This is a genomic window from Pseudescherichia sp. L3 (genome assembly GCF_024656065.1).
Classification (GTDB): domain Bacteria; phylum Pseudomonadota; class Gammaproteobacteria; order Enterobacterales; family Enterobacteriaceae; genus Pseudescherichia.
This window is the reverse complement of the sequence record NZ_JANKYC010000004.1, coordinates 296,465-318,924: the sequence shown is the minus strand read 5'-3', so window position 1 is coordinate 318,924 and position 22,460 is coordinate 296,465. Positions and strand designations below refer to the sequence as shown.

The 22,460-nt window shown below is 58.4% G+C and carries 20 protein-coding genes; 1 reads left to right on the top strand and 19 read right to left on the bottom strand.

All coding sequences use genetic code 11. From position 1 onward, the window contains the following. Positions 1-7: 7 nt before the first annotated feature. Positions 8-202 (top strand): DNA gyrase inhibitor YacG, encoded by a 195-nt coding sequence (gene yacG / locus NR795_RS18980; protein WP_222889600.1) that lies wholly within the window; start codon positions 8-10, stop codon positions 200-202. Positions 203-271: 69 nt separating this feature from the next. Here yacG and mutT read toward each other — a convergent pair whose 3' ends face one another. From mutT to mraZ, 19 genes are all read right to left on the bottom strand, one after another. After that, positions 272-661 (bottom strand): 8-oxo-dGTP diphosphatase MutT, encoded by a 390-nt coding sequence (gene mutT / locus NR795_RS18975; RefSeq protein ID WP_144817651.1) that lies wholly within the window; start codon positions 659-661, stop codon positions 272-274. A gap of 59 nt (positions 662-720) precedes the next feature. Continuing rightward, positions 721-3,426 carry a preprotein translocase subunit SecA gene (gene secA / locus NR795_RS18970; RefSeq protein WP_144817650.1) on the bottom strand — a complete coding sequence of 902 codons (2,706 nt, stop codon included), beginning with the start codon at positions 3,424-3,426 and terminating at the stop codon, positions 721-723. Positions 3,427-3,484: 58 nt separating this feature from the next. Continuing rightward, entirely contained in the window at positions 3,485-3,988 is a 504-nt protein-coding gene (secM, locus tag NR795_RS18965) for a secA translation cis-regulator SecM (protein ID WP_238083097.1), read from the bottom strand. 291 nt (positions 3,989-4,279) lie between these two features. Beyond that, entirely contained in the window at positions 4,280-5,197 is a 918-nt protein-coding gene (lpxC, locus tag NR795_RS18960) for a UDP-3-O-acyl-N-acetylglucosamine deacetylase (protein ID WP_144817648.1), read from the bottom strand. 100 nt (positions 5,198-5,297) lie between these two features. Beyond that, the gene (gene ftsZ, locus NR795_RS18955) at positions 5,298-6,449 is read right to left on the bottom strand and encodes a cell division protein FtsZ (protein ID WP_042390697.1); all 1,152 of its coding nucleotides are present in this window, start codon (positions 6,447-6,449) and stop codon (positions 5,298-5,300) included. Between the two features lie 114 nt (positions 6,450-6,563). Beyond that, positions 6,564-7,820: a cell division protein FtsA gene (gene ftsA / locus NR795_RS18950; protein WP_144817647.1), complete on the bottom strand. Its 1,257-nt coding sequence runs from the start codon at positions 7,818-7,820 to the stop codon at positions 6,564-6,566. Further along, positions 7,820-8,650, bottom strand: a complete 831-nt coding sequence (ftsQ, locus tag NR795_RS18945; protein ID WP_144817646.1) for a cell division protein FtsQ — start codon at positions 8,648-8,650, stop codon at positions 7,820-7,822. The genes ftsA and ftsQ overlap by 1 nt, the downstream gene beginning before the upstream one ends. 1 nt (position 8,651) lies before the next feature. Then, positions 8,652-9,572, bottom strand: a complete 921-nt coding sequence (locus NR795_RS18940; RefSeq protein WP_257759038.1) for a D-alanine--D-alanine ligase — start codon at positions 9,570-9,572, stop codon at positions 8,652-8,654. Next, positions 9,565-11,043 (bottom strand): UDP-N-acetylmuramate--L-alanine ligase, encoded by a 1,479-nt coding sequence (gene murC / locus NR795_RS18935; RefSeq protein WP_144817644.1) that lies wholly within the window; start codon positions 11,041-11,043, stop codon positions 9,565-9,567. Before murC ends, NR795_RS18940 begins: the two co-directional genes overlap by 8 nt. A gap of 55 nt (positions 11,044-11,098) precedes the next feature. Continuing rightward, positions 11,099-12,166 (bottom strand): undecaprenyldiphospho-muramoylpentapeptide beta-N-acetylglucosaminyltransferase, encoded by a 1,068-nt coding sequence (gene murG / locus NR795_RS18930; protein WP_257759037.1) that lies wholly within the window; start codon positions 12,164-12,166, stop codon positions 11,099-11,101. Further along, entirely contained in the window at positions 12,163-13,416 is a 1,254-nt protein-coding gene (gene ftsW, locus NR795_RS18925) for a cell division protein FtsW (protein WP_042390452.1), read from the bottom strand. Before ftsW ends, murG begins: the two co-directional genes overlap by 4 nt. Continuing rightward, the gene (gene murD, locus NR795_RS18920; protein ID WP_222889593.1) at positions 13,416-14,732 is read right to left on the bottom strand and encodes a UDP-N-acetylmuramoyl-L-alanine--D-glutamate ligase; all 1,317 of its coding nucleotides are present in this window, start codon (positions 14,730-14,732) and stop codon (positions 13,416-13,418) included. The genes ftsW and murD overlap by 1 nt, the downstream gene beginning before the upstream one ends. 2 nt (positions 14,733-14,734) lie before the next feature. Next, positions 14,735-15,817 carry a phospho-N-acetylmuramoyl-pentapeptide-transferase gene (mraY, locus tag NR795_RS18915; protein ID WP_144817641.1) on the bottom strand — a complete coding sequence of 361 codons (1,083 nt, stop codon included), beginning with the start codon at positions 15,815-15,817 and terminating at the stop codon, positions 14,735-14,737. After that, a complete protein-coding gene (gene murF, locus NR795_RS18910) occupies positions 15,811-17,169 on the bottom strand; it encodes a UDP-N-acetylmuramoyl-tripeptide--D-alanyl-D-alanine ligase (RefSeq protein WP_257759036.1) in 1,359 nt (452 codons plus the stop codon). Before murF ends, mraY begins: the two co-directional genes overlap by 7 nt. Then, positions 17,166-18,653, bottom strand: a complete 1,488-nt coding sequence (murE, locus tag NR795_RS18905; protein ID WP_222889590.1) for a UDP-N-acetylmuramoyl-L-alanyl-D-glutamate--2,6-diaminopimelate ligase — start codon at positions 18,651-18,653, stop codon at positions 17,166-17,168. The genes murF and murE overlap by 4 nt, the downstream gene beginning before the upstream one ends. Next, positions 18,640-20,406: a peptidoglycan glycosyltransferase FtsI gene (gene ftsI / locus NR795_RS18900; protein WP_144817638.1), complete on the bottom strand. Its 1,767-nt coding sequence runs from the start codon at positions 20,404-20,406 to the stop codon at positions 18,640-18,642. The genes murE and ftsI overlap by 14 nt, the downstream gene beginning before the upstream one ends. Before the next feature lie 15 nt (positions 20,407-20,421). Continuing rightward, a complete protein-coding gene (ftsL, locus tag NR795_RS18895) occupies positions 20,422-20,787 on the bottom strand; it encodes a cell division protein FtsL (protein WP_042390442.1) in 366 nt (121 codons plus the stop codon). Continuing rightward, positions 20,784-21,725, bottom strand: coding sequence for a 16S rRNA (cytosine(1402)-N(4))-methyltransferase RsmH (gene rsmH, locus NR795_RS18890; RefSeq protein WP_042390440.1), 942 nt, complete (start codon positions 21,723-21,725; stop codon positions 20,784-20,786). Before rsmH ends, ftsL begins: the two co-directional genes overlap by 4 nt. A 2-nt stretch (positions 21,726-21,727) precedes the next feature. After that, on the bottom strand, positions 21,728-22,186 hold the full coding sequence (gene mraZ, locus NR795_RS18885; RefSeq protein ID WP_042390438.1) for a division/cell wall cluster transcriptional repressor MraZ: 459 nt from the start codon (positions 22,184-22,186) through the stop codon (positions 21,728-21,730). Between the last annotated feature and the right edge of the window lie 274 nt (positions 22,187-22,460).

Genomic DNA, 22,460 nt, shown 5'->3' with positions numbered 1-22,460 from the left:
AGCAATGATGTCTGAAGAAACCGTTGTAAACTGCCCCACCTGCGGCCGGAAAGTGATCTGGAACGAGACCAGCCCGTTTCGCCCGTTCTGCTCTAAGCGCTGCCAGCTTATTGATTTAGGTGAGTGGGCCGCAGAAGAGAAGCGTATCCCCAGCGAGGGCGATCTCTCCGACAGCGATGGCTGGAGCGAAGAGAAACAGTAACCGCTACCCATCCGCCGAAATAACGCCTGCTGGCGCTTCGCTTAGCAGGCCTACAAACTGGACTAAAACTTACTCGCCGCGTAAGCGGGCGACAATCGGCTGGTTCGCGGGTGGAAAATCGTCCGCGTTCAGCGCCTGCGGCGTTAGCCACTCTCCCGGCTGACCCTCTTTGCCCCACGGCTCCCCTTCCCAGCCCTCGACCAGGTAGAACCACAGGGTGATGTGCAGCTCTGGATACTGATAATCCAGCTTCTCAAACAGCTGCGCGGAGGTGACGGTTATGCCCACCTCCTCGTCCAGCTCGCGCGCCAGCGCCTGCTCCGGGGTTTCGCCAGCCTCAATCTTGCCGCCGGGAAACTCTTTCTTATTGGCCATGTGCGCGTCGGCGGCACGCTGGGTAATAAAGATTTCGCCCTGCGGATTGCGAATGATCCCGGCGGCGATATTCAATACTTTCATCAGGTAGACTCCATAAAAAAGGCGCAGAATCTGCGCCTTTGTTTTTTATTGTGTTGCGTTTAGCTCAGACGGCCGTGGCACTGTTTGTACTTTTTGCCGGAGCCGCATGGGCATGGGTCGTTACGGCCCACTTTACGCTCGCCGGATTGCTCGGCCAGATCGGCGGCGGCCTGCGCGTCGTCGGACTGATGGCTAAGCTGCTGCATCTGGGCCAGGCGCTCTGACTCCTCACGACGCTGCTGCTCCATCTCCTCTACCTCTTCCGGCATCCGCACCTGTACTTTCGACAGGGTGCTGATCACTTCGTACTTCAGCGACTCAAGCATAGCGGCGAACATCGCGAAGGACTCGCGCTTGTACTCCTGCTTAGGATCTTTCTGCGCATAGCCACGCAGGTGGATACCCTGACGCAGGTAGTCCATCGCCGCCAGGTGCTCTTTCCACAGGGAGTCGAGCGTTTGCAGCATGACGCCTTTTTCGAAGTGGCGCATCATCTCGACACCCACCACCTCTTCTTTACGCTGATACACCTCTACGGCGCTCTGCATAATACGTTCGCGCAGCGTCTCTTCATGCAGATCCGGCTCTTTGTCCAGCCACTCGGCAATCGGCAGGTCGAGATCGAAATCGTTCTTCAGACGCTCCTGCAGGCCAGGGATGTCCCACATCTCCTCCAGCGACTGCGGCGGAATGTGCCCGTCGATGGTCGCCTTGAAGACATCTTCGCGGATGCTGGCGATGGTTTCGCTCACGTCGCTCACGTCCAGCAGTTCGTTACGTTGGGTGTAGATCGCGCGGCGCTGGTCGTTGGCCACGTCATCATATTCCAGCAGCTGTTTACGAATGTCGAAGTTGCGGCTCTCAACCTTACGCTGGGCGTTGGCGATGGCCTTGGTCACCCACGGGTGCTCGATCGCTTCGCCCGGCTTCATCCCCAGCTTACGCATCATGTTGGAGACGCGGTCGGAGGCGAAGATACGCATCAGGGCATCTTCCATTGACAGGTAGAAGCGAGAGGAGCCCGCATCACCCTGACGACCGGAACGGCCGCGCAGCTGGTTATCGATACGGCGGGATTCATGGCGCTCGGTACCGATGATGTGCAGACCGCCAGAGGCCAGCACTGCATCATGACGCACCTGCCAGTCTGCTTTGATCTGCGCGATCTGCTCTGCGGTTGGCTCCGGCAGGGCGGCAACCTCTGCCTGCCAGCTGCCGCCGAGCATAATATCGGTACCACGACCGGCCATGTTGGTGGCGATGGTCACCGCTGCCGGGTAGCCCGCCTGGGCAACAATTGCCGCTTCGTTGGCGTGGAACTTGGCGTTCAGAACGTTGTGCTTGATACCCGCTTTGGTCAGCTCGTTAGAGACCACCTCGGATTTCTCGATGGAGATGGTCCCCACCAGCACCGGCTGGCCGTTAGCGGTACGCTCTTTGATATCTTCGATAATAGCCTGAATTTTTTCCGCTTCGGTCATGTAGACCAGGTCCGGCAGATCTTTACGGATCATCGGACGGTTGGTCGGCACCACCACGGTGTCCAGCTTGTAGATAGAGCTGAACTCAAACGCTTCGGTATCAGCGGTACCGGTCATACCTGCCAGCTTCTCATACAGACGGAAGTAGTTCTGGAAGGTGATGGAGGCCAGCGTCTGGTTTTCGTTCTGGATCTCCACGCCCTCTTTGGCCTCAACGGCCTGGTGCAGACCATCGGACCAGCGGCGGCCCTGCATAGTACGGCCGGTGTGCTCATCAACGATGATCACCTCGCCGTCTTTCACGATGTAGTCCACGTCGCGGGTAAAGAGTACGTGGGCGCGCAGTGCAGCGGTGACGTGGTGCATCAGCATGATATTGTTTGGGGAGTAGAGCGACTCACCCTCGTCCATGATGCCTTCTCGCACCAGCAGCTCTTCAATCAGCACCAGCCCGCGCTCGGTCAGGTTCACCTGACGCGCTTTCTCATCCACGGAGAAGTGGCCTTCACCCTGGAAGGTGTCAGAGTCCTCTTTCTCCTGACGGATCAGGTTAGGGATGATTTTGTTGACGCGCTTGTACATGTCGGAGCTGTCTTCCGCCGGGCCGGAGATGATCAGCGGCGTACGCGCTTCGTCGATCAGAATGGAGTCGACCTCATCCACCAGCGCATAGTGCAGCTTACGCTGAACGCGCTCTTCCGGGCTGAACGCCATGTTGTCACGCAGGTAGTCAAAGCCATATTCGTTGTTGGTGCCGTAGGTGATATCGGCAGCATAGGCTTCACGTTTGGCTGGCGCAGGCAGGCCGGACATGTTGATACCCACGCTCATGCCAAGGAACTCGAACAGCGGACGGTTATTTTCGGCGTCACGCTGGGCGAGGTAGTCGTTGACGGTGACCACGTGCACGCCTTTACCGCTAAGCGCGTTCAGGTAGGCCGGCAGGGTTGCGGTCAGGGTTTTACCTTCACCGGTACGCATCTCGGCGATACAGCGATCGTTAAGCACCATCCCGCCCAGCAGCTGGACGTCAAAGTGACGCATGCCGAACACGCGCTTGCTCGCTTCACGCACTACGGCGAACGCTTCCGGGATCAGGCTCTCGACGGTCTCGCCTTTTTCCAGACGGGCGCGGAACTCGGCGGTTTTGGCTTTCAGCTCATCATCGCTGAGCTTCTCCATGGCCGGTTCCATGCTGTTGATGAGAGTGACAGCTTTGCGCATCCGGCGCAGGGTACGATCGTTACGGCTACCAAATACTTTTGTTAACAGTTTAATAAGCATAATAAATTCTCAAACGCCCCAAAATGGGCAGATAAATTAAGGTGTTAAAGCGGTTAATTTAGCTGAGGCGTTGAGGTCCGGCGCGGATCCCCTGCACCTGCGCGAGCCAGCTGGCGACGGTAAACGCAGCGTGCGGTTCGGGAGTAGAGACAGGCTTGTGCCGGACAATAACCGGCGGTTTGCCCTCCTGGGTCAGCAGGGCATTAAGCGTATCCAGCAGCGCTAAATGGTGTGCCTGGACGGGCAGCGGCTCTTCGGCAACCGACAGCGCCTGGGGCGCCATTGCAAAGGAGAGGTGACGAATAACGGTGCGAATAGCATGCTGATGCCAGTAGTCGACGGTAAAGGTCGGACGGCGGCTGGCTTCGAGCAGCGCAAGGCTGGTGAAATTGACCGGGCTGGTGCGGTTATGGTTGCTGGCGGTTGCCTTCTCAGGCTGGGTGGGGCGCTCCTGCGTACCGGGCGCGGGCAGGCCAAGACTCGCCGCGACCATCCCTAAAAAGAGATGCGGCCAGAAGTAGCGTCTGCCAAATTGTCGCCAGCGCGTCAGTAATCCGCTCACTTGCTCCACCATTAATGGGTTAAACCGACCCGGTTCACATCAACATCCGTTATTTTGCGACCAAATATTACCATTAAAGGCGCTACACGGCAGTAACAATGAGGGGCATAGCCGGGTGAAAATGCTTAAGAAAACAGCGAACGCACCGCTTTTGGCGCTATTTTAAGTCTGTGTTTATGCGTCAGAAGAAAAGAAGAGAAGCGCGAAACCTGGAAACAAAAACGACTGGCGCCCCTGACCGGAGAGAGTGCCAGGTTAACCAGTCGAATTTTTACTAAACGGTCTGGAGGATTATGCCAGTACCGTTGACGGTGCTTTGAATGCCAGAGGCAGTTCAGCGTCGTCCTGGAACGTCGCGTACTCCCAGGCTTCCTGTTTAGCCAGAACCGCCTGCAGCAGCTTATTATTCAGCGCATGACCGGATTTATAAGCGGTAAATGCCCCGATAATGTTGTGACCACACATGAACAGGTCACCAATCGCATCCAGCATTTTGTGACGCACAAACTCGTCTTCAAAACGCAGGCCGTCTTCGTTTAGCACGCGATAGTCATCGACTACGATGGCACAATCGAAGCTGCCACCCAGGCACAGGCCACGGGACTGCAGGTACTCGATATCACGCATAAAGCCGAAGGTACGCGCGCGGCTAATCTGGCGCATAAATGCGTCGGCAGAGAAGTTCATCGCGTAGCGCTGGTTGCTGGCATCAATCGCCGGATGGTTAAAATCGATGGTAAAGTCCAACGAAAAACCATTGTACGGCTTGAATTCAGCCCATTTATCGCCGTCTTCGACACGCACGGTCTCTTTGATGCGAACAAATTTCTTCGCACAGTTCAGCTCTTCGATACCGGCATCAAGCAGCAGGTAAACGAACGGGGCTGCACTACCGTCCATGATTGGGATCTCGGGGGCGTCAACTTCAATCATGATGTTGTCGATACCCAGACCCGCCAGCGCGGCGTTAAGGTGCTCTACGGTAGAAATCCGCACGTCATGCTCGTTGACCAGACAGGTACAGAGCATGGTATCACGCACAGATTTGGCATCTGCCGGAAAATCTACCGGTGGATTCAAGTCAGTGCGACGATAGATGACCCCGGTGTTGGCCGACGCAGGTCGCAGCGTCAGGGTGACTTTCTTGCCGGTATGTAAACCGACGCCAGTCGCCTGAACGATACGTTTAAGTGTCCTTTGTTTGATCATCGTATAATCTCGCCTAGTTACTAATCCAACCGAATTGTACTATACAACCGGCGGGCCAGTTTAGCACAAAGAGCGACAATGCCCAACTTCCAGCTAATTCTTAGTCAGCCTGCTTACGCAAGAACGCCGGAATATCGAGATAATCTGGCTCTTTTGCGGTCTGCGGCGTCGGGTCATTGACGACTTTAGCGGCCGGTTTCTGCTCCTGGCTCAGCGGAGCCATACCGTGCTGCTGATAGCGATCCATCACCGGCTGCTGCTGCTGTTTGTTGGTCACCAGGGTAATTTCAGGACGCTTGTCCATACCGATACCGGTGGCAACAACGGTCACGCGCAGCTCGTCGTTCATCTCTGGATCCAGAGAGGTACCGATAACCACGGTAGCGTTATCCGATGCAAAGGCACGGATGGTGTTACCCACGGTTTCAAACTCATCCAGACGCAGGTCGAAGCCCGCCGTAATGTTGACCAGTACGCCACGCGCGCCGGAGAGGTCGATATCTTCCAGCAGCGGGCTGGAGATAGCCATCTCGGCCGCCTCTTCCGCACGGTCTTCCCCTTTCGCCACGCCGGAGCCCATCATCGCGTAGCCCATTTCGGACATAACGGTGCGCACGTCGGCGAAGTCGACGTTCATCAGGCCCGGACGGGTGATCAGCTCAGCGATGCCCTGGACCGCGCCTTTCAGCACGTCGTTGGCTGCGCCAAAGGCGTCCAGCAGAGAGATACCGCGACCCAGCACCTTCAGCAGCTTGTCGTTCGGGATGGTGATCAGGGAGTCAACGTGCTTAGAGAGCTCGGTGATCCCCTGCTCAGCAAAGGCCATACGCTTCTTGCCTTCAAAGTTGAAAGGCTTGGTCACGACGGCAACGGTCAGAATACCTAAATCTTTGGCCACTTCGGCAACGACCGGAGCAGCACCTGTGCCAGTACCCCCGCCCATACCTGCGGCGATAAATACCATGTCTGCGCCGTCAAGCGCTGCGCGCAGTGCTTCACGGTCCTCTTCGGCGGCATTGCGGCCGACTTCCGGGTTAGCGCCTGCTCCCAGACCTTTGGTGATGCCGCCGCCGATCTGGATGGTCTGCCCCACCGCGGTCTTACGCAACGCCTGGGCGTCGGTATTCACTGCAAAGAATTCAACGCCTTCGATGCGCTCGCGCACCATGTGCTCAACGGCGTTACCGCCGCCGCCACCGACGCCGATGACTTTAATCACCGCGTCGTTGGTCAGTTCCATAGGTTCAAACATAATTTTCTCTCCGATTTTACACATCATCCTTCAAACTGCGTTACGGCTGCAAGAGGGATTCAATGTAAGTACCTGTCGCCTGAGTCCGCTAATTTTGTGCGGTCTCTGAAAATATTAAAACTCTTTTCGCAGCCAGCTGTTCAGACGTTTGATCCACGAGCCGACTGACGCACGTTTTTCCACCTCTGCTTCACCACTTAAATGGGACTCCTTCCCGTAGTGCAGCAGACCTACCGCCGTTGAATAGTACGGCTCCTGGGCATAGTCCGTCAGACCCGTGATATTCAGCGGCGCACCTATGCGCACCTGTGTATGAAACACGCGTTGCGCACAGGCTGCAAGCCCTTCGATCTGCGCTGCGCCGCCGGTTAATACAATTCCTGCTGCAAGATGGTGCTTAACGCCTTGTTGCCGGAGCTGTTCTTGCAGTTGCAAAATTTCTTCGTTCACCAGATTGAGCAGCTCGGCATAGCGCGGCTCAATCACTTCCGCCAGCGTTTGACGCTGCAGGCTGCGCGGCGGACGTCCGCCCACGCTCGGCACCTCTACGCTTTCGTCTTTACCGACGATAGCGCCCAGGGCACAGCCGTGGCGAACCTTAATGGCTTCGGCATCGCTTGGCGGCGTACCGAAGGCATAGGCGATGTCGCTGGTCACCACGTTCCCCGCATAGGGGATCACTTTGGTATGGCGCAGCGCACCGCCGGTATACACGGCGATGTCCATTGTACCACCACCGATATCGACCACGCAGACACCCAGCTCACGTTCGTCTTCCGTCAACACGGAATAGCTTGACGCCAGTCCGGCAAAAATGAGTTGGTCAACTTTCAGACCACATCGTTCAACGGCTTTGACAATGTTTTTCGCCATATCGTTGTGACATGTGATCAAGTGCACTTTTGCCTGCATCCGCACGCCGGATAACCCTACCGGATTTTTGATCCCTTCCTGGTAGTCAATGGCATACTCCTGCGGGATGACATGCAGAACCCGGTGCTCATCGCGCACGCGCACCGACTTGGCGGTGTGCACAACGTTTTCAACATCTTCCTGGGTCACTTCCTCTTCGGAAATGGGCACCATGCCGATCTCATTCTGACAGCTAATATGCTTGCCGGAGAGCGCCAGGTAAACCGACGAAATCTGGCAGTCCGCCATCAGCTCGGCCTGATCGATGGCGCGCTGCACGCACTTCACCACCGACTCTAAATCGTTGACCCCGCCTTTATCCATACCCCGCGACGGGCAACTGCCCACGCCAATGATATTGATCATACCGTCGGGCAGAACTTCCCCTACCAAAGCGGCAACCTTCGCGGTGCCAATCTCCAGTCCTACTACCAGTTTTCTGTCCGTCGCCTTGATCATTATTGCTCTGCCTGTGCCTGATTCTGTTGCTGATTAGGATCCACAATAGGTGCCGGTTTCCAACCGACTGCCGCGCCTGAGTCATAGCGCAGATCGACATAGCTGATCTCTTTGCCGTCGGTTTGCGCCTGCTGCTGCAGAACAGGATAGAGTTCTACAAAGCGTGACAGACGTTTCATCGTCTCCCCCCGGCCCAGGTTGAGCTTGATTCCATTGTTAAGCGTCAACTGCCAGGAGCGACGGGCGGTCATCGCCGCCTCTTTCAATGTAAATTTATCCTTTGCCAGCACCTGCCCCATGTCGCGATAGCCCTGCAACACTTCGCTTTCGCTTCCTTCCGGGCCAAAGAGCAGCGGAAGATTCTGTTCTTTAGCCCGGTCGGTGGGCACGCTGAACGAATTTCCGTCTACGTCCATCATGTGCTGATCATTCCACCGCGCAATCGGGACATATTCAACCAGATGAATCTTCAATTCGTCCGGCCACTGCTTTCTTACGCTGGCCTGCTTGATCCACGGCAGGCGTTCGATCTGGCTCTGGATGATGTTCACATCCTGGGTCATAAAGGTGCCAGGAGCGCCCAGCGCCAGAATCGACTGGCGAATATCATCGTTGCGCGTGTAGTGGCGCTCACCGGTGACCACAAGCTTCGACAGCGGCAAGCGCTGCGCATCGTCCATCCAGCCCAGAATCATCCAGCCGCTCACCAACACGGTGCACAGCACCGCCAGCAGGAAAACAATTCCTGCAAGACGCGTTCCATTATTCCGCCGGGAGGCAATAACCTCCTCCTCTTCGCGGTTTCGCGTGTTTAGCGCAGCCTGCGACATATCAGTCCGCCAACTCCAGAATTCGTACAACCAATTGCGAGAAACTTAATCCAGCCTGGCGAGCCGCCATCGGGACCAGACTGTGGCTGGTCATCCCCGGCGAGGTGTTCGCTTCCAGCAGATAGAAGTGACCATCGCGATCCTGCATGGCATCGATTCGACCCCATCCACGGCAGCCTAATACGGTCCAGGCCTTTAGTACCAGATCGCGTAACTGCGCTTCGCGCTCCGCTTCTATTCCGCTGGGGCAGAAATACTGAGTCTCATCAGAGAGATACTTTGCCTCATAATCATAGAAGGTTCCTGCGGGTTGGATGCGAATTGAGGGTAAAATTTCTTCCCCTAATACTGCAACGGTAAATTCGGGCCCGCTCAGCCACTTCTCAACTAAGACTTCGTCATCGTGCTGAAACGCTAAAGCTAACGCCGCATGCAGCGCACCGGCCTCGTCAACTTTCGACATGCCGACGCTGGAACCTTCGCGGCTGGGCTTAACGATCAGCGGCAGGCCCAGGCTGGCAATGTGCTGAGTTACGCTCTCGTCCAGCCCCTGCTCAAACTCTTTGCGCGTCAGTGCCGCCCACGGGGCGACAGGCAAGCCCGCGCCCTGCCACAGCAGCTTGCTGCGCAGCTTATCCATGGAGATGGCGGACGCCATCACGCCGCTGCCGGTATAGGGCAAGCCGGTCAACTCAAGCAGCCCCTGCAGCGTACCGTCTTCGCCGCCGCGACCGTGCAGGGCAATAAAGACCTTATCGAAGCCCATGCTCTTAAGCTGGGTCACATCGGTGTCACGCGGATCCACCGGATGGGCATCCACGCCGCCTTCGCGCAGGCCAGCCAGCACCGCCGCGCCGGAGTTCAGCGACACGTCGCGCTCGGCGGAGGTGCCGCCCAGCAGGACTGCAACTTTATTAGCCATGACGCTCTTCCTCCTGCGACTGCTGCGGCTTCAGTTTACCCTCGGCCAGGCTGCGGGCGACTTTACCAATATTGCCTGCACCCTGAACCAGAATGAGATCGTTCCCGGTTAATACCGGAGCCAGCATCGCCGCCACCTGGGTCGCATCGGGAACCAGAATCGGGTCGATTTTCCCCCGGCCACGGATGGTGCGGCACAGGGAGCGGCTATCCGCGCCAGGGATCGGCGTCTCGCCTGCGGCGTAAACGTCCAGCATCAGCAGGGCATCGACCTGGGTCAACACGTTGGCAAAATCATCGTACAGGTCACGGGTACGGGTGAAACGGTGCGGCTGGAAAATCATCACCAGATTTTTATCTGGCCAGCCTGCACGCGCAGCTTTAATGGTGGCATCCACCTCGGTAGGGTGGTGACCGTAGTCGTCAACCAGCATGGCGCTGCCCGCTTTGCCGTTTACCTGCTCCAGCGGGAACGCACCGAGGAAGTCGAAGCGGCGTCCGGTACCCTGGAAGCTCTCCAGCGCCCGCAGGATCGCCTCATCGTCAATCCCCTCTTCCGTGGCTACGGCAACGGCCGCCGCCGCGTTCAGGGCGTTATGGCGGCCCGGTGCGTTCAGCGTGACCTGTAAATTAGGTTTGTCCTGGCGTACCAGCACAAAGTGTCCCTGCGGCCCGGTCTGCTGGTAGCTCTCTACCCGCACGTCCGCGTCGTCGCTAAAGCCGTAGGTGGTGGTCTGACGACCCACGCGCGGCAGCAGCTCGCGGCACACCGGATCGTCCACGCACATCACCGCCCGGCCATAGAACGGCAGGTTATGCAGGAAGTTAATAAAGGTCTGCTTCAGGTTCTCGAAGTCGCCCTGGTAGGTATCCATATGGTCGGCTTCGATATTGGTCACAATGGCGACCATCGGCTGCAGATGCAGGAACGAAGCATCGCTCTCATCCGCTTCGGCAATCAGATAGCGGCTGTGGCCCAGGCGAGCATGTACGCCCGCGGCTTTCACCAAGCCACCGTTAACAAAGGTCGGATCCAGTCCGGCCTCGGCATAGATACTGGAGACCATCGCGGTGGTCGTGGTTTTGCCATGCGTCCCGGCGATGGCGATGCCGTGGCGAAAACGCATCAGCTCCGCCAGCATCTCTGCACGGCGGATCACCGGAATACGCGCCTCGTGCGCGGCAACAATCTCCGGGTTATCGGCAGAGATGGCACTGGAGACCACGACTACGCTGGCGTCACGTACGTTTTCCGGACGATGGTTGAAGTAGATGGTCGCGCCAAGGGCGGCCAGCTGCTGCGTAACCGGGTTTGGCGCAAGGTCGGAACCGCTGATCTGATAGCCTTCGTTCGCCAGGACTTCAGCGATGCCGCCCATGCCGGCCCCGCCAATGCCAACGAAGTGAATGTGCCGGACGCGACGCATCTCGGGCACGATTGAACGCAGTTTCGCCAGTTGTTGTGTATTCATTCTCTAAACGCCATAAACTTCTAAAATTCGTGCGACGCAAAAGGCGTCGCGATGGTTAAGCCTGTGCAGCAAGGCTTACGGCTTTTGCTACCCGGTCGGTAGCATCAGGAATGGCTGCGGCGCGTGCGCGCTCGGCCATCCCCAGTAACGTAACGCGATCCCAACTCGCCAGCGTCTCGACGACGGAATCAACGGTAAACTGCGGCTGCTCAAGGATCTTCGCCGCGTGCGCCTGCTCAAGCGGCAGCGCATTCCAGTACTGCTGCCGATCTTTATGCTGGAACGGCACAAACAGCGCTGGCAGCCCGGCGGCGGCGATCTCGCTCACCGTTAGCGCCCCGGAGCGGCAAACCACTACGTCGGCCCAAGCGTAAGCTGCCGCCATATCATCAATAAATTCGGTCACGCGGTGCTGCGGCTGGCCCGCATCGGCATAGGCCTGCTCAACGGTCTGCTGCGCTCCTTTCCCGCTCTGGTGCCAGATCGTCACTGCATCACCCAGCCGGGCAGCCACCTGCGGCAGCGTCTGGTTCAGCACCCGAGCGCCCTGTGAGCCGCCGACCACCAGCACCCGTACCGGCCCTTCACGACCCGAGAGGCGATCCGCCGGCAGCGGCAGCGCCAGCACGTCGGTACGCACCGGGTTACCGACCACGTCGGCCTGCGGAAACGCACCGGGGAAGGCCTGCATCACCTTGGTGGCGATCTTCGCCAGCCATTTGTTGGTCAGCCCGGCAATGCCGTTCTGCTCGTGCAGCACCACCGGGATACCCAGTGACCAGGCGGCAAGGCCACCCGGCCCGGAGACGTAGCCCCCCATCCCCAGCACCACGTCCGGTTTAAAGCGCTGCATAATCGCCCGCGCCTGACGCCAGGCGTTAAAGATGCGCAGCGGCGCAAGCAGCAGCGCCTTTAGCCCTTTCCCGCGCAGGCCAGAGATGCGGATAAAGTCGATCTCGATCCCGTGTTTTGGCACCAAATCCGCTTCCATACGATCGGCGGTGCCCAGCCAGCGAACCTGCCAGCCCTGGGCCATTAAATGGTGCGCAACCGCCAGGCCGGGAAAAACGTGCCCGCCCGTGCCGCCTGCCATCACCATTAACCGCTTCGGTTGCCCACTCATCGAACACCTCGTGTAAACGCCTGGGCTTTTTCCAGACGCGTCTCATAATCTATACGCAACAGCATCATGATCGCCGTCGACATAATTAACAGGCTGGAACCACCGTAGCTGATCAGCGGCAGCGTCAGACCCTTGGTTGGCAGCATCCCGGCGGCCGCGCCAACGTTGACGAGTGCCTGAAAACTAAACCAAATACCGATCGAACAGGCCAGAAAACCCGAGAAGCGGTGGTCGATATCCAGCGCTTTCCGTCCAATAGACATCGCGCGGAAAGCCACGAAGAATACCATCAAAAGCGCCAGTACCACACCGATATAACCCAGTTCTTCGCCGATAATGGAGAAAATGAAGTCGGTATGCGCTTCCGGCAGGTACTCTAGTTTTTGTACCGAGTTGCCCAGCCCCTGTCCCCAGAACTCGCCCCGGCCAAACGCCATCAGCGACTGGGTCAGCTGGTAGCCGCTGCCAAAGGGATCTTCCCACGGGTTCCAGAACGAGGTAACGCGGCGGATACGGTACGGCTCGGCAAGGATCAGCAGGACCACGGCAGAGATACCCATCCCGATGATGGCGATAAACTGCCACAGCTTGGCTCCGGCGAGGAACAGCATGGCCAGGGTAGTCACGAACAGCACAACCACTGTCCCGAGGTCAGGCTGCGCCAGCAGCAGCACCGCCAGCACCAGGATCACGCCCATCGGCTTTAAGAAGCCACGCAGGTTATTACGCACCTCGTCCACCTTACGCACCAGGTAGTTGGCGAGATAGCAGAAGAGAGAGAGCTTGGTGAACTCTGCGGGCTGGAAGCGCATCACGCCAAGGTCAATCCAGCGCGATGCCCCGTTAATGGAGCTCCCCACCAGCAGTACCAGCAGCAGCATGACAATAGAGGCGATCAGCATCGCCGAGCTCCAGCGCTGCCAGAACTCCATTGGCAGGCGCAGGGTGATCATCGCCATACAAAACGCGAGGAAGATGTAGAGCGCATCGCGTTTAGCAAAGAAGAAGGGATCGTTGGTCAGGCGCTGCCCTACCGGCATCGATGCGGAGGTGACCATAATAAAGCCCACGGCCGCAAGGCCAAAGGTCAGCCACAGCAGCATCCGGTCGTACATGACCAGGCTATCATCGTCCTTCGGACGCGACCCCATGACCCAGCCTTTAAGCGCCGCAAACAGCCACTCCAGGATACCGAGTCCCGGCAAATGCGGCATGCGTGGCAGCCTCAGGCGAGGAAGTGATAAGCGCATCAGCCTAACTCCTTCGCCAGACGGGTGAACTCATCGCCCCGTTGTTCAAAGTTCTTAAACTGATCGAGACTGGCACAGGCGGGTGATAGCAGCACCATATCGCCAGGCTTAAGCTGCGGGGCAATAAGGCGCATCGCTTGCTCCATGGTCTCGGTTCGTTGGGCAATCTCAGGGCGTAACGCCGCCAGCTCTGCGCCGTCACGGCCAAAGCACCAGAGGCGCACATTATTGCCGTTCAGGTAGCGGCTCAGGGGCGAGAAGTCCGCCGACTTGCCGTCGCCGCCCAGCAGCAGGTGCAGGGTACCCTCAACGTGCAGGCCGTTAAGCGCCGCCTCGGTGCTGCCGACGTTGGTCGCCTTGGAGTCGTTGATCCAGCGCACGCCGTTGTGTTCCAGCGCCAGCTGGAAACGGTGCGCCAGGCCGGTAAAGGTCGTTAACGCCTTCAGGCTGGTGGCACGCGGCAGGCCTGCGGCGTCCGCCAGGGCCAGCGCCGCGAGGGCATTGGTATAGTTGTGCTGGCCGCTGAGCTTCATCTCTTTGACGTTAAGCACTTTCTCACCCTTCACCCGCAGCCAGGTTTCGCCCTGCTGGCGGTTGAGGTGATAGTCGCCCACGTCGACGCCAAAGCTAATGCAGCGATCGTCCGCGCCGCGAACCGGCATGGTCAGGGCATCGTCGGCATTGACCACGCAGACTTTGGCATTCTCAAAAATACGCAGCTTGGCGGCGCGGTACTGTTGCAGGCCAAACGGATAGCGATCCATGTGATCTTCCGTGACGTTCAAAATCGTTGCCGCCACGGCGTGCAGGCTGGAGGTGGTCTCCAGCTGGAAGCTGGAGAGCTCCAGCACGTACAGCTCACGGTTGCTGTCGAGCAGCATCAGCGCCGGCAAACCAATGTTGCCGCCAACGCCAACGTTAACGCCCGCCGCTTCCGCCATCTCGCCGACCAGCTTGGTAACGGTGCTCTTGCCGTTAGAGCCGGTGATCGCAATCACCGGTGCCTGGGCTTCGCGTACGAACAGTTCGATATCGCCGACAATCTCCACGCCAGCTTCGGCGGCCGCGCTCAGCGACGGGTGCGCCAGTGCGAGACCGGGGCTGGCAACGATCAGATCGGCCGCCAGCAGCCAGTCGTCATTCAGACTACCAAGGTGGCGCTCAACCGACTCCGGCAGCTTATCCAGCCCCGGCGGCGCGCTACGCGTATCCATCACCCTCGGCGTCACGCCACGCGCGAGGAAAAAGTCCACGCAGGATAGCCCGGTTAACCCTAACCCAATGATGACGACCTGTTTACCCTGGTAATCTGCCATGATTAACGCACCTTCAGCGTAGCCAGGCCAATAAGCACCAGCATCAGCGAAATAATCCAGAAGCGCACGATCACGCGCGGCTCCGGCCAGCCTTTCAGTTCATAGTGGTGGTGAATCGGAGCCATCCGGAAGATGCGCTGTCCGCGCAGCTTGAAGGAGCCCACCTGCAGGATCACCGACAGGGTCTCCACCACGAATACGCCGCCCATGATCACCAGCAGGAACTCCTGGCGCAGCAGCACAGCGATGATGCCCAATGCGCCACCTAACGCCAGTGAACCGACGTCGCCCATAAAGACCTGCGCCGGATAGGTGTTAAACCAGAGAAAGCCCAGCCCTGCCCCGACGATAGCCGTACAGACAATCACCAGTTCACCGGCGTGACGCAGATAGGGAATATGCAGATAGCTGGCAAAATTCATGTTGCCGGTTGCCCAGGCGACCAGCGCAAAGCCTGACGCTACCAGCACGGTAGGCATAATCGCTAAGCCGTCGAGGCCGTCGGTGAGGTTCACGGCGTTGCCGGTCCCGACGATAACGAAGTAGGCCAGCAGGATATAGAGAACGCCCAGCTGCGGCATGACGTCTTTAAAGAACGGCACTACCAGCTGCGTAGCTGGCGTATCGTTCCCCACCAGATAGAGCGCAAACGACACGCCCAGGGCGATGACCGACATCCAGAAATATTTCCAGCGGGCGATAAGGCCTTTGGTATCTTTGCGCACCACCTTACGGTAGTCGTCGACAAAGCCGATGATGCCGTAGCCCACCAGTACCACCAGCACGCACCAGACGTAGGGGTTGGAGGGGTAAGCCCACAGAAGGACCGACACCACAATGGCGGTGAGGATCATGATCCCCCCCATCGTCGGGGTGCCGCGTTTGCTGAAGTGCGATTCCGGACCGTCGTTACGAACAACCTGGCCAAACGAGAGCTTTTGCAGGCGGGCGATCATGCGCGGCCCCATCCATAAGGAGATGAAGAGCGCGGTCAGCAGGCTGACAATGGCGCGAAACGTCAGATAGGAAAAGACGTTAAAGCCCGAATAATATTTGACCAAATGCTCGGCCAGCCAAACTAACATGTCCCGTTCTCCTGTAATGCGCGTACTACCTCTTCCATGGCAGCACTACGTGAACCTTTTACCAAAATGGTAATAATCTGCTGCTCGGCAATCAGCGCCTTGAGGCGCGCAATCAGCGCAGCTTTATCGTTAAAATGTTCGCCAACGCCGCTAGCGTCGGAGATACCTTTGCTCTGGACGCCCACGCTCAGCACGCGATCGAGGCCGGACGCCTTCGCCGCCTCACCCACCTGCTGATGGCACGCTTCGCTTTCATCGCCCAGCTCAGCCATATCACCCACGACCATCACCCGGTAGCCCGGCATCTCGGAGAGCACCTGCGCTGCGGCAGTCATCGAGCCGACGTTAGCGTTGTAGGAGTCATCAAGCAGGAGCTGATTTTCCGCAAGCGGGATCGGGAACAAGCGTCCCGGCACGGCTTTCAGCTTCGCCAGCCCGGCTTTTACCGCGTCCAGCGGAGCACCTACCGCCATCGCCAGCGCCGTAGCGGCCAGCGCGTTCGCAATGTTGTGACGACCCGGCAGCGGCAGCAGCACCTCAACGTTACCGGTCGGGGTTTGCAGCGTGAAGTGGGTTCCCTGCGACGTGACATGCACGTTATTGGCGGTAAAGTCGCTGTTGGCGGCATTCGGTGAGAAGCGCCAGATTTTGCGCCCGCCGATAATGCTCTGCCAGTTCAGCCAGTCATTGTTGTCCGCGTTCATGATCGCCACGCCGTTGAGCGGCAGGCCGGTAAAGATTTCACCCTTCGCCTTCGCCACGCCCGCCAGCGAGCCAAAGCCCTCCAGATGCGCCGCCGCCAGGTTATTGACCAGCGCCGCTTCCGGGCGGGTCAGGCTAACGGTCCAGGCGATTTCACCCTGATGGTTAGCCCCCAGCTCGATCACCGCGTACTGGTGCGCTTTCGTCAGGCGTAGCAGTGTCATCGGCACGCCGATGTCATTATTTAGGTTGCCAGCGGTATAAAGTGTATTGCCGCACTCGCCGAGGATGGCGGCGGTCATCTCTTTCACCGAGGTTTTACCCGAGGAGCCGGTGAGCGCGACCACACGGGTCGGCACCTGCTGGCGCACCCAGGCACCCATTTCACCGAAGGCGAGACGGGTATCTTTCACCACCAGCTGAGGCAGATCGCAGTCGAGCTTGCGGCTGACCAGCAGCGCGCCCGCGCCGCCCGCCTTCGCCTGCTCGGCAAAATCGTGGGCGTCGAAGCGTTCGCCTTTCAGGGCAACAAACAGGCAGCCCGGCGTCAGCTGACGCGTATCGGTGGTGACGGCATCAATAGTCAGACTCTGGCCGTGCAGCTCGCCGTTGAGGACCTGTGCCAGCTCGTTAAGGGTTACGCTAATCATGCCACCACTCCCAGCAGACGCGCAGCAGTGACGCGGTCGGAATAGTCAAGACGGCGGTTGCCGACAATCTGGTAATCTTCGTGGCCCTTACCGGCCAGCAGCACGACGTCACTCTCTTTCGCCTGCATAATGGCGCTGGTTACCGCTTCGGCGCGGCCTTCGACCACCCGGGCGCGGCCAGCGTCGAGCATGCCGGCAAGAATATCGTTAATGATGGCGCGCGGCTCTTCGGTACGCGGGTTGTCGTCGGTCACGACCGGCACGTCGGCGAACTCTTCGGCAATGGCTCCCATCAGCGGGCGCTTGCCTTTATCGCGATCGCCGCCGCAGCCAAAGACGCACCACAGCGTGCCGGTGCAGTGCAGACGCGCGGCCTGCAGTGCTTTCTCCAGCGCGTCCGGGGTGTGGGCGTAATCCACCACCACCGTTGGTTTGCCCGGCGCACTGAAGACTTCCATGCGACCGCATACCGGCTGCAGGCGCGACGCCGTTTTCAGCAGGTCGCTCAACGGGAAGTCCAGCGCCAGCAGCGTAGCCAGGGCCAGCAGCAGGTTACTGACGTTAAACGCCCCCATCAGGCGGCTTTCAATCTCGCCTTCGCCCCATGAGGAAGTGAAACGCACTGTCGCCCCGCTGTCGTGATAGCTTACCGCCTCGGCTTTTAGCCAGCGGCCGTGACAGTCCGGGTTGATGTGCCCTTCCATAGATACCGCCACGGCGTCCGGCAGGTTAGCCAGCCAGCGGCGGCCCACTTCGTCATCGGCGTTAACAATCGCCTGACCGTAGTGGTGCGCGGAGAAGAGCAGCCATTTTGCCGATTCGTAACCCGCCATATCCCCGTGGTAGTCGAGGTGATCGCGGCTCAGGTTAGTAAAGACCGACGCCCGAAACTTCAGGGCGGCCACGCGGTGCTGCACCAGACCGTGGGAGGAGACCTCCATCGCGGCAAAGGTTGCCCCCTGCTCTGCCAGATCGGCCATCACATGCTGAACGTCAATGGCGGAACCGGTGGTGTTTTCGGTTGGGATCACCTTGCCCAGCAGGCCGTTGCCCACCGTGCCCATCACCGCGCTGGTTTCACCCAGCAACTGAGCCCACTGCGCCAGCAGCTGGGTGGTGGTGGTCTTGCCGTTAGTACCGGTGACGCCGACCAGGCTTAAACGCTCAGCAGGCTCGTTGTAGAAACGTCCGGCCAGCGCGGAGAGGCGCTCGTTAAGCTGGCTGAGATAGATAACCGGCACGCCGTGAACCTCGCGGATTTCACCATCGGCAGCCTCGCCTTTGGCTTCCGCAATGATGGCCGCCACGCCCTGCGCTATCGCCTGCGGGATATACCGACGCCCGTCCGCCTGGTGGCCCACTACCGCCACAAAGAGATCGCCCGCTGCCGCCACGCGACTGTCGAGTGTCATTTCCCGCAAAGCTCGCGCGGGCAGATTCGATACCCACGGAGCGAGAAGGTCGCGCAAATTACGATCTGCCACCTGTTCCCTCGCCTTCATTAATCACAAATTCACTTTTTTCGCCCGTTGCTAACGCGTCCGGCTCGATGTTCATGGTACGCAGTACGCCGCCCATGATGGCCCCGAAGACCGGTGCGGAAACGGCACCACCGTAATATTTACCTGCCTGCGGATCGTTAATGACCACCACCAGCGCAAAACGCGGCTGGCTGGCTGGCGCAACGCCCGCGGTATAAGCAATGTATTTGTTGATATAGCGCCCGTCCGGCCCGACCTTTTTCGCCGTACCGGTTTTAATGGCGATGCGGTAGCCTTTGATGGCCGCTTTCACGCCGCCGCCGCCGGGCAGCGCCACGCTCTCCATCATGTGCACCACGGTACGGACGATAGATTCCGGGAAGATGCGCTCGCCCGGTACGGGAGGATCAACTTTGGTGATCGACAGCGGACGGTAGATGCCGTAGCTGCCAATCGTTGCGTAGACTCGCGCTAACTGTAACGGGGTTACCATTAGCCCATAGCCGAAAGAGAAGGTGGCCCTCTCTATGTCAGACCACCGTTGTTTTTGAGGATATAAGCCACTGCGTTCTCCGACCAACCCCAAATTGGTCGCTTTTCCCAATCCAAAACGCGAGTAAGTTTCTACCAGCGCTGAGGAGGGCATCGCTAACGCCAGCTTTGAAACACCGACGTTACTCGACTTCTGTAGTACCCCGGTCAGGGTCAATTCGCTGTAGCGCGCCACGTCTTTGATCTCGTGGCCGTTAATACGGTATGGCACGGTATTTAAGACGGTGTTCTCTCTGACCACGCCGCGCTGCAGAGCGGTCATTACCACCATCGGCTTCACGGTAGAGCCGGGTTCGAACACGTCGGTAATGGTACGGTTACGCATTACGTCTTTCTGCGTACCGCTGAGGTTGTTCGGGTTATAGGAGGGGCTGTTCGCCATCGCCAGCACTTCGCCGGTGTTAACGTCTACCAGCACCGCACTGCCGGACTCCGCCTTGTTGAAGGCCACGGCGTTATTCAGCTCGCGATAGACCAGCGCCTGGAGGCGCTCGTCAATGCTCAGGGCGAGGTTGTGCGCCGCCTGGCTGTCAGTAGAGGAGATATCCTCAATGACGCGGCCATAGCGGTCTTTACGCACGATGCGCTCGCCGGGCTGGCCGGTGAGCCACTTATCGAAGCTCTTCTCAACGCCTTCAATGCCCTGGCTGTCAACGTTGGTAAAGCCTATAAGGTGAGCGGTTACTTCGCCGGAGGGGTAGTAACGACGCGACTCTTCCCGCAGGTGAATGCCGGGTAGCTTCAGCTTTTTAATGTAATCGCCAATGTCCGGGTTCACCTGGCGCGCCAGATAGATAAAGCGGCCTTTCGGGTTGGCATTTACGCGGGCAGCCAGCTGATCGAGCGGGAGATGCAGCGCATCCGCCAGCGCTTTCCAGCGGTTATCGAGCGTAATGCCGCCGGCGTCATGCAGCTCTTTCGGATCGGCCCAAATTGCCTTCACCGGCACGCTCACCGCCAGCGGACGGCCGGAGCGGTCGGTGATCAGGCCGCGAGAGGTAGAGACCTCCTGCACGCGCAGCGAGCGCAGATCGCCCTGGCGCACCAGCATATCCGGGTTGATGACCTGTAACCATGCGACGCGCCCCAGCAGAAACGCCAGCGCCAGTAAAATACATCCGCAAAGCAACGCAAAACGCCAACTCACAAAGTTGGCCTGCTCTTCCTGACGTTTTGGTTTAAGCGTCTTCACCGCTGCTTTCATGCGTCGCGTAAGTCCTTATTTTTGTACTACTATGTTTTCTTGTGAGGGATCAACATGCTGCAACTGCAGCTTCTCGGTAGCGACGCGTTCAACGCGGCTGTGATCGCCGAGGGCATTCTCTTCAAGGATCAGGTTACGCCACTCGATATCCAGCGCATCACGCTCCAGCACCAGCTGTTCACGCTGCGCCGTCAGCAGACGGGTATGGTGCGCGGTCGTGACGACCGTTACCGCCGTCACGATAATGCAGATGAACAGGCAGAGCGGCAGTTTCCCGAAACGCAAAAGATCGTCTGCGATCACGCCAGGCAAGGCATGGCGCTCGGTGTTGCCTAACGACCCTTTTACTTTACTGAGCGTCTCTGCCACCCTGCTGATCATGCGTTCGTCCTCTCTGCGATACGCAGCACTGAACTCCGGGCGCGTGGATTCTCAGCCACCTCCTCTTCGCCCGGCATTAACTTGCCTAAGGCTCGCAGATAGCGGCCCCCCAGCTTGTTGAGCTGGGCTTCGGTCATCGGTAACCCGGCGGGAACCTGCGGCCCACGGCTCTGCTCACGCATAAAGCGTTTTACAATGCGGTCTTCCAGCGAGTGGAAGCTGATAATCGACAGCCGTCCCCCTGGGGCCAGCACGTCGAGTGAGTTTTTTAGCGCCTGCTCTATCTCTTCCAGCTCACTGTTCACCCAGATGCGTACCGCCTGGAAGGTGCGAGTGGCGGGATGTTTATGCTTATCCTTCACCGGCATTGCCGCAGCAATTACTGAGGCCAGCTCTTTGGTGCGGGTCATCGGCTCAATGCGGTTACGCTCGACGATGGCGCGGGCAATACGTTTGCCAAAACGCTCTTCGCCAAAGGTTTTAATCACCCATGCGATGTCGGCTTCGTCAGCGGTTTGTAACCATTCGGCGGCAGACTGGCCGCGGGTGGGATCCATGCGCATGTCCAGCGGACCGTCGCGCATAAACGAGAAGCCACGTTCAGGATCGTCAAGCTGTGGAGAGGAGACGCCAAGATCGAGCAGAATACCGTCGATTTTACCGGCGAGATCGCGCTCGCGCACGTAGTCCGCCAGCCCGGAAAAAGGGCCGTGTATAATGGTAAAGCGGGGATCGTCAATGGTTTTGGCGATAGCAATCGCCTCAGGATCGCGATCGATTGCCAGCAGTCGCCCCTCCGCCCCCAGCTGGGAGAGGATCAGGCGCGAGTGGCCACCGCGACCAAAAGTTCCATCTATGTAGATGCCGTCAGGACGAATGTTCAGGCCGTTTACGGCCTCGTCCAGCAGTACCGTTGTATGTTTAAAATTTTCCATCATCGTTATAGAGACAAATCCTGCAATCGCTCTGAAAGCGGTTCAGAGCCTGACTGCTCAGCGTCGATATCTTCCTTGACCCGTTGATACCAGGTCGTTTCATCCCACAGCTCAAACTTGTTGAACTGCCCGACCAGCATCACTTCTTTGTTCAGTCCGGCATGGTGCCGTAAAACGGGGGCAATCAGTAAGCGCCCCGCGCTATCCATCTGACACTCACTGGCATGTCCCAGCAGTAAACGCTGCACGCGTCGCTCTGCGGGATTCATGCTCGACAGACGCGATAATTTTTGCTCAATAATTTCCCATTCCGGGAGAGGATAAAGGAGCAGGCAGGCGTGATGGATGTCTATGGTACAGACCATCTGACCGGCAGCATGCTCGACAAGTTGTTCCCGGTAGCGAACAGGCACGGACAACCGACCTTTACTGTCGAGATTAACTAACGTTGCCCCACGGAACATGCCAGTTTCACCTCAAAATCAACCTTTCACCACTTTATCCCACAAATCCCCACCGAGGGAGTTTACGGAGCGGAGGAAAAGCTTGTCAAGCCAGCACTGACGCTAACGTGTCTGAAACAACCACGATTAATTGTGAACAGCAGGCCCGCACAAAATGTGCTCAACATGCGCTGCAAATTAACGTCATGAATATTTGCAAAAAAAATAGTGCCTCCGCATGCACCACTTAAAGACCTCGGCCACGATACGGATTAAATATAAAGTGTCAGTTTGC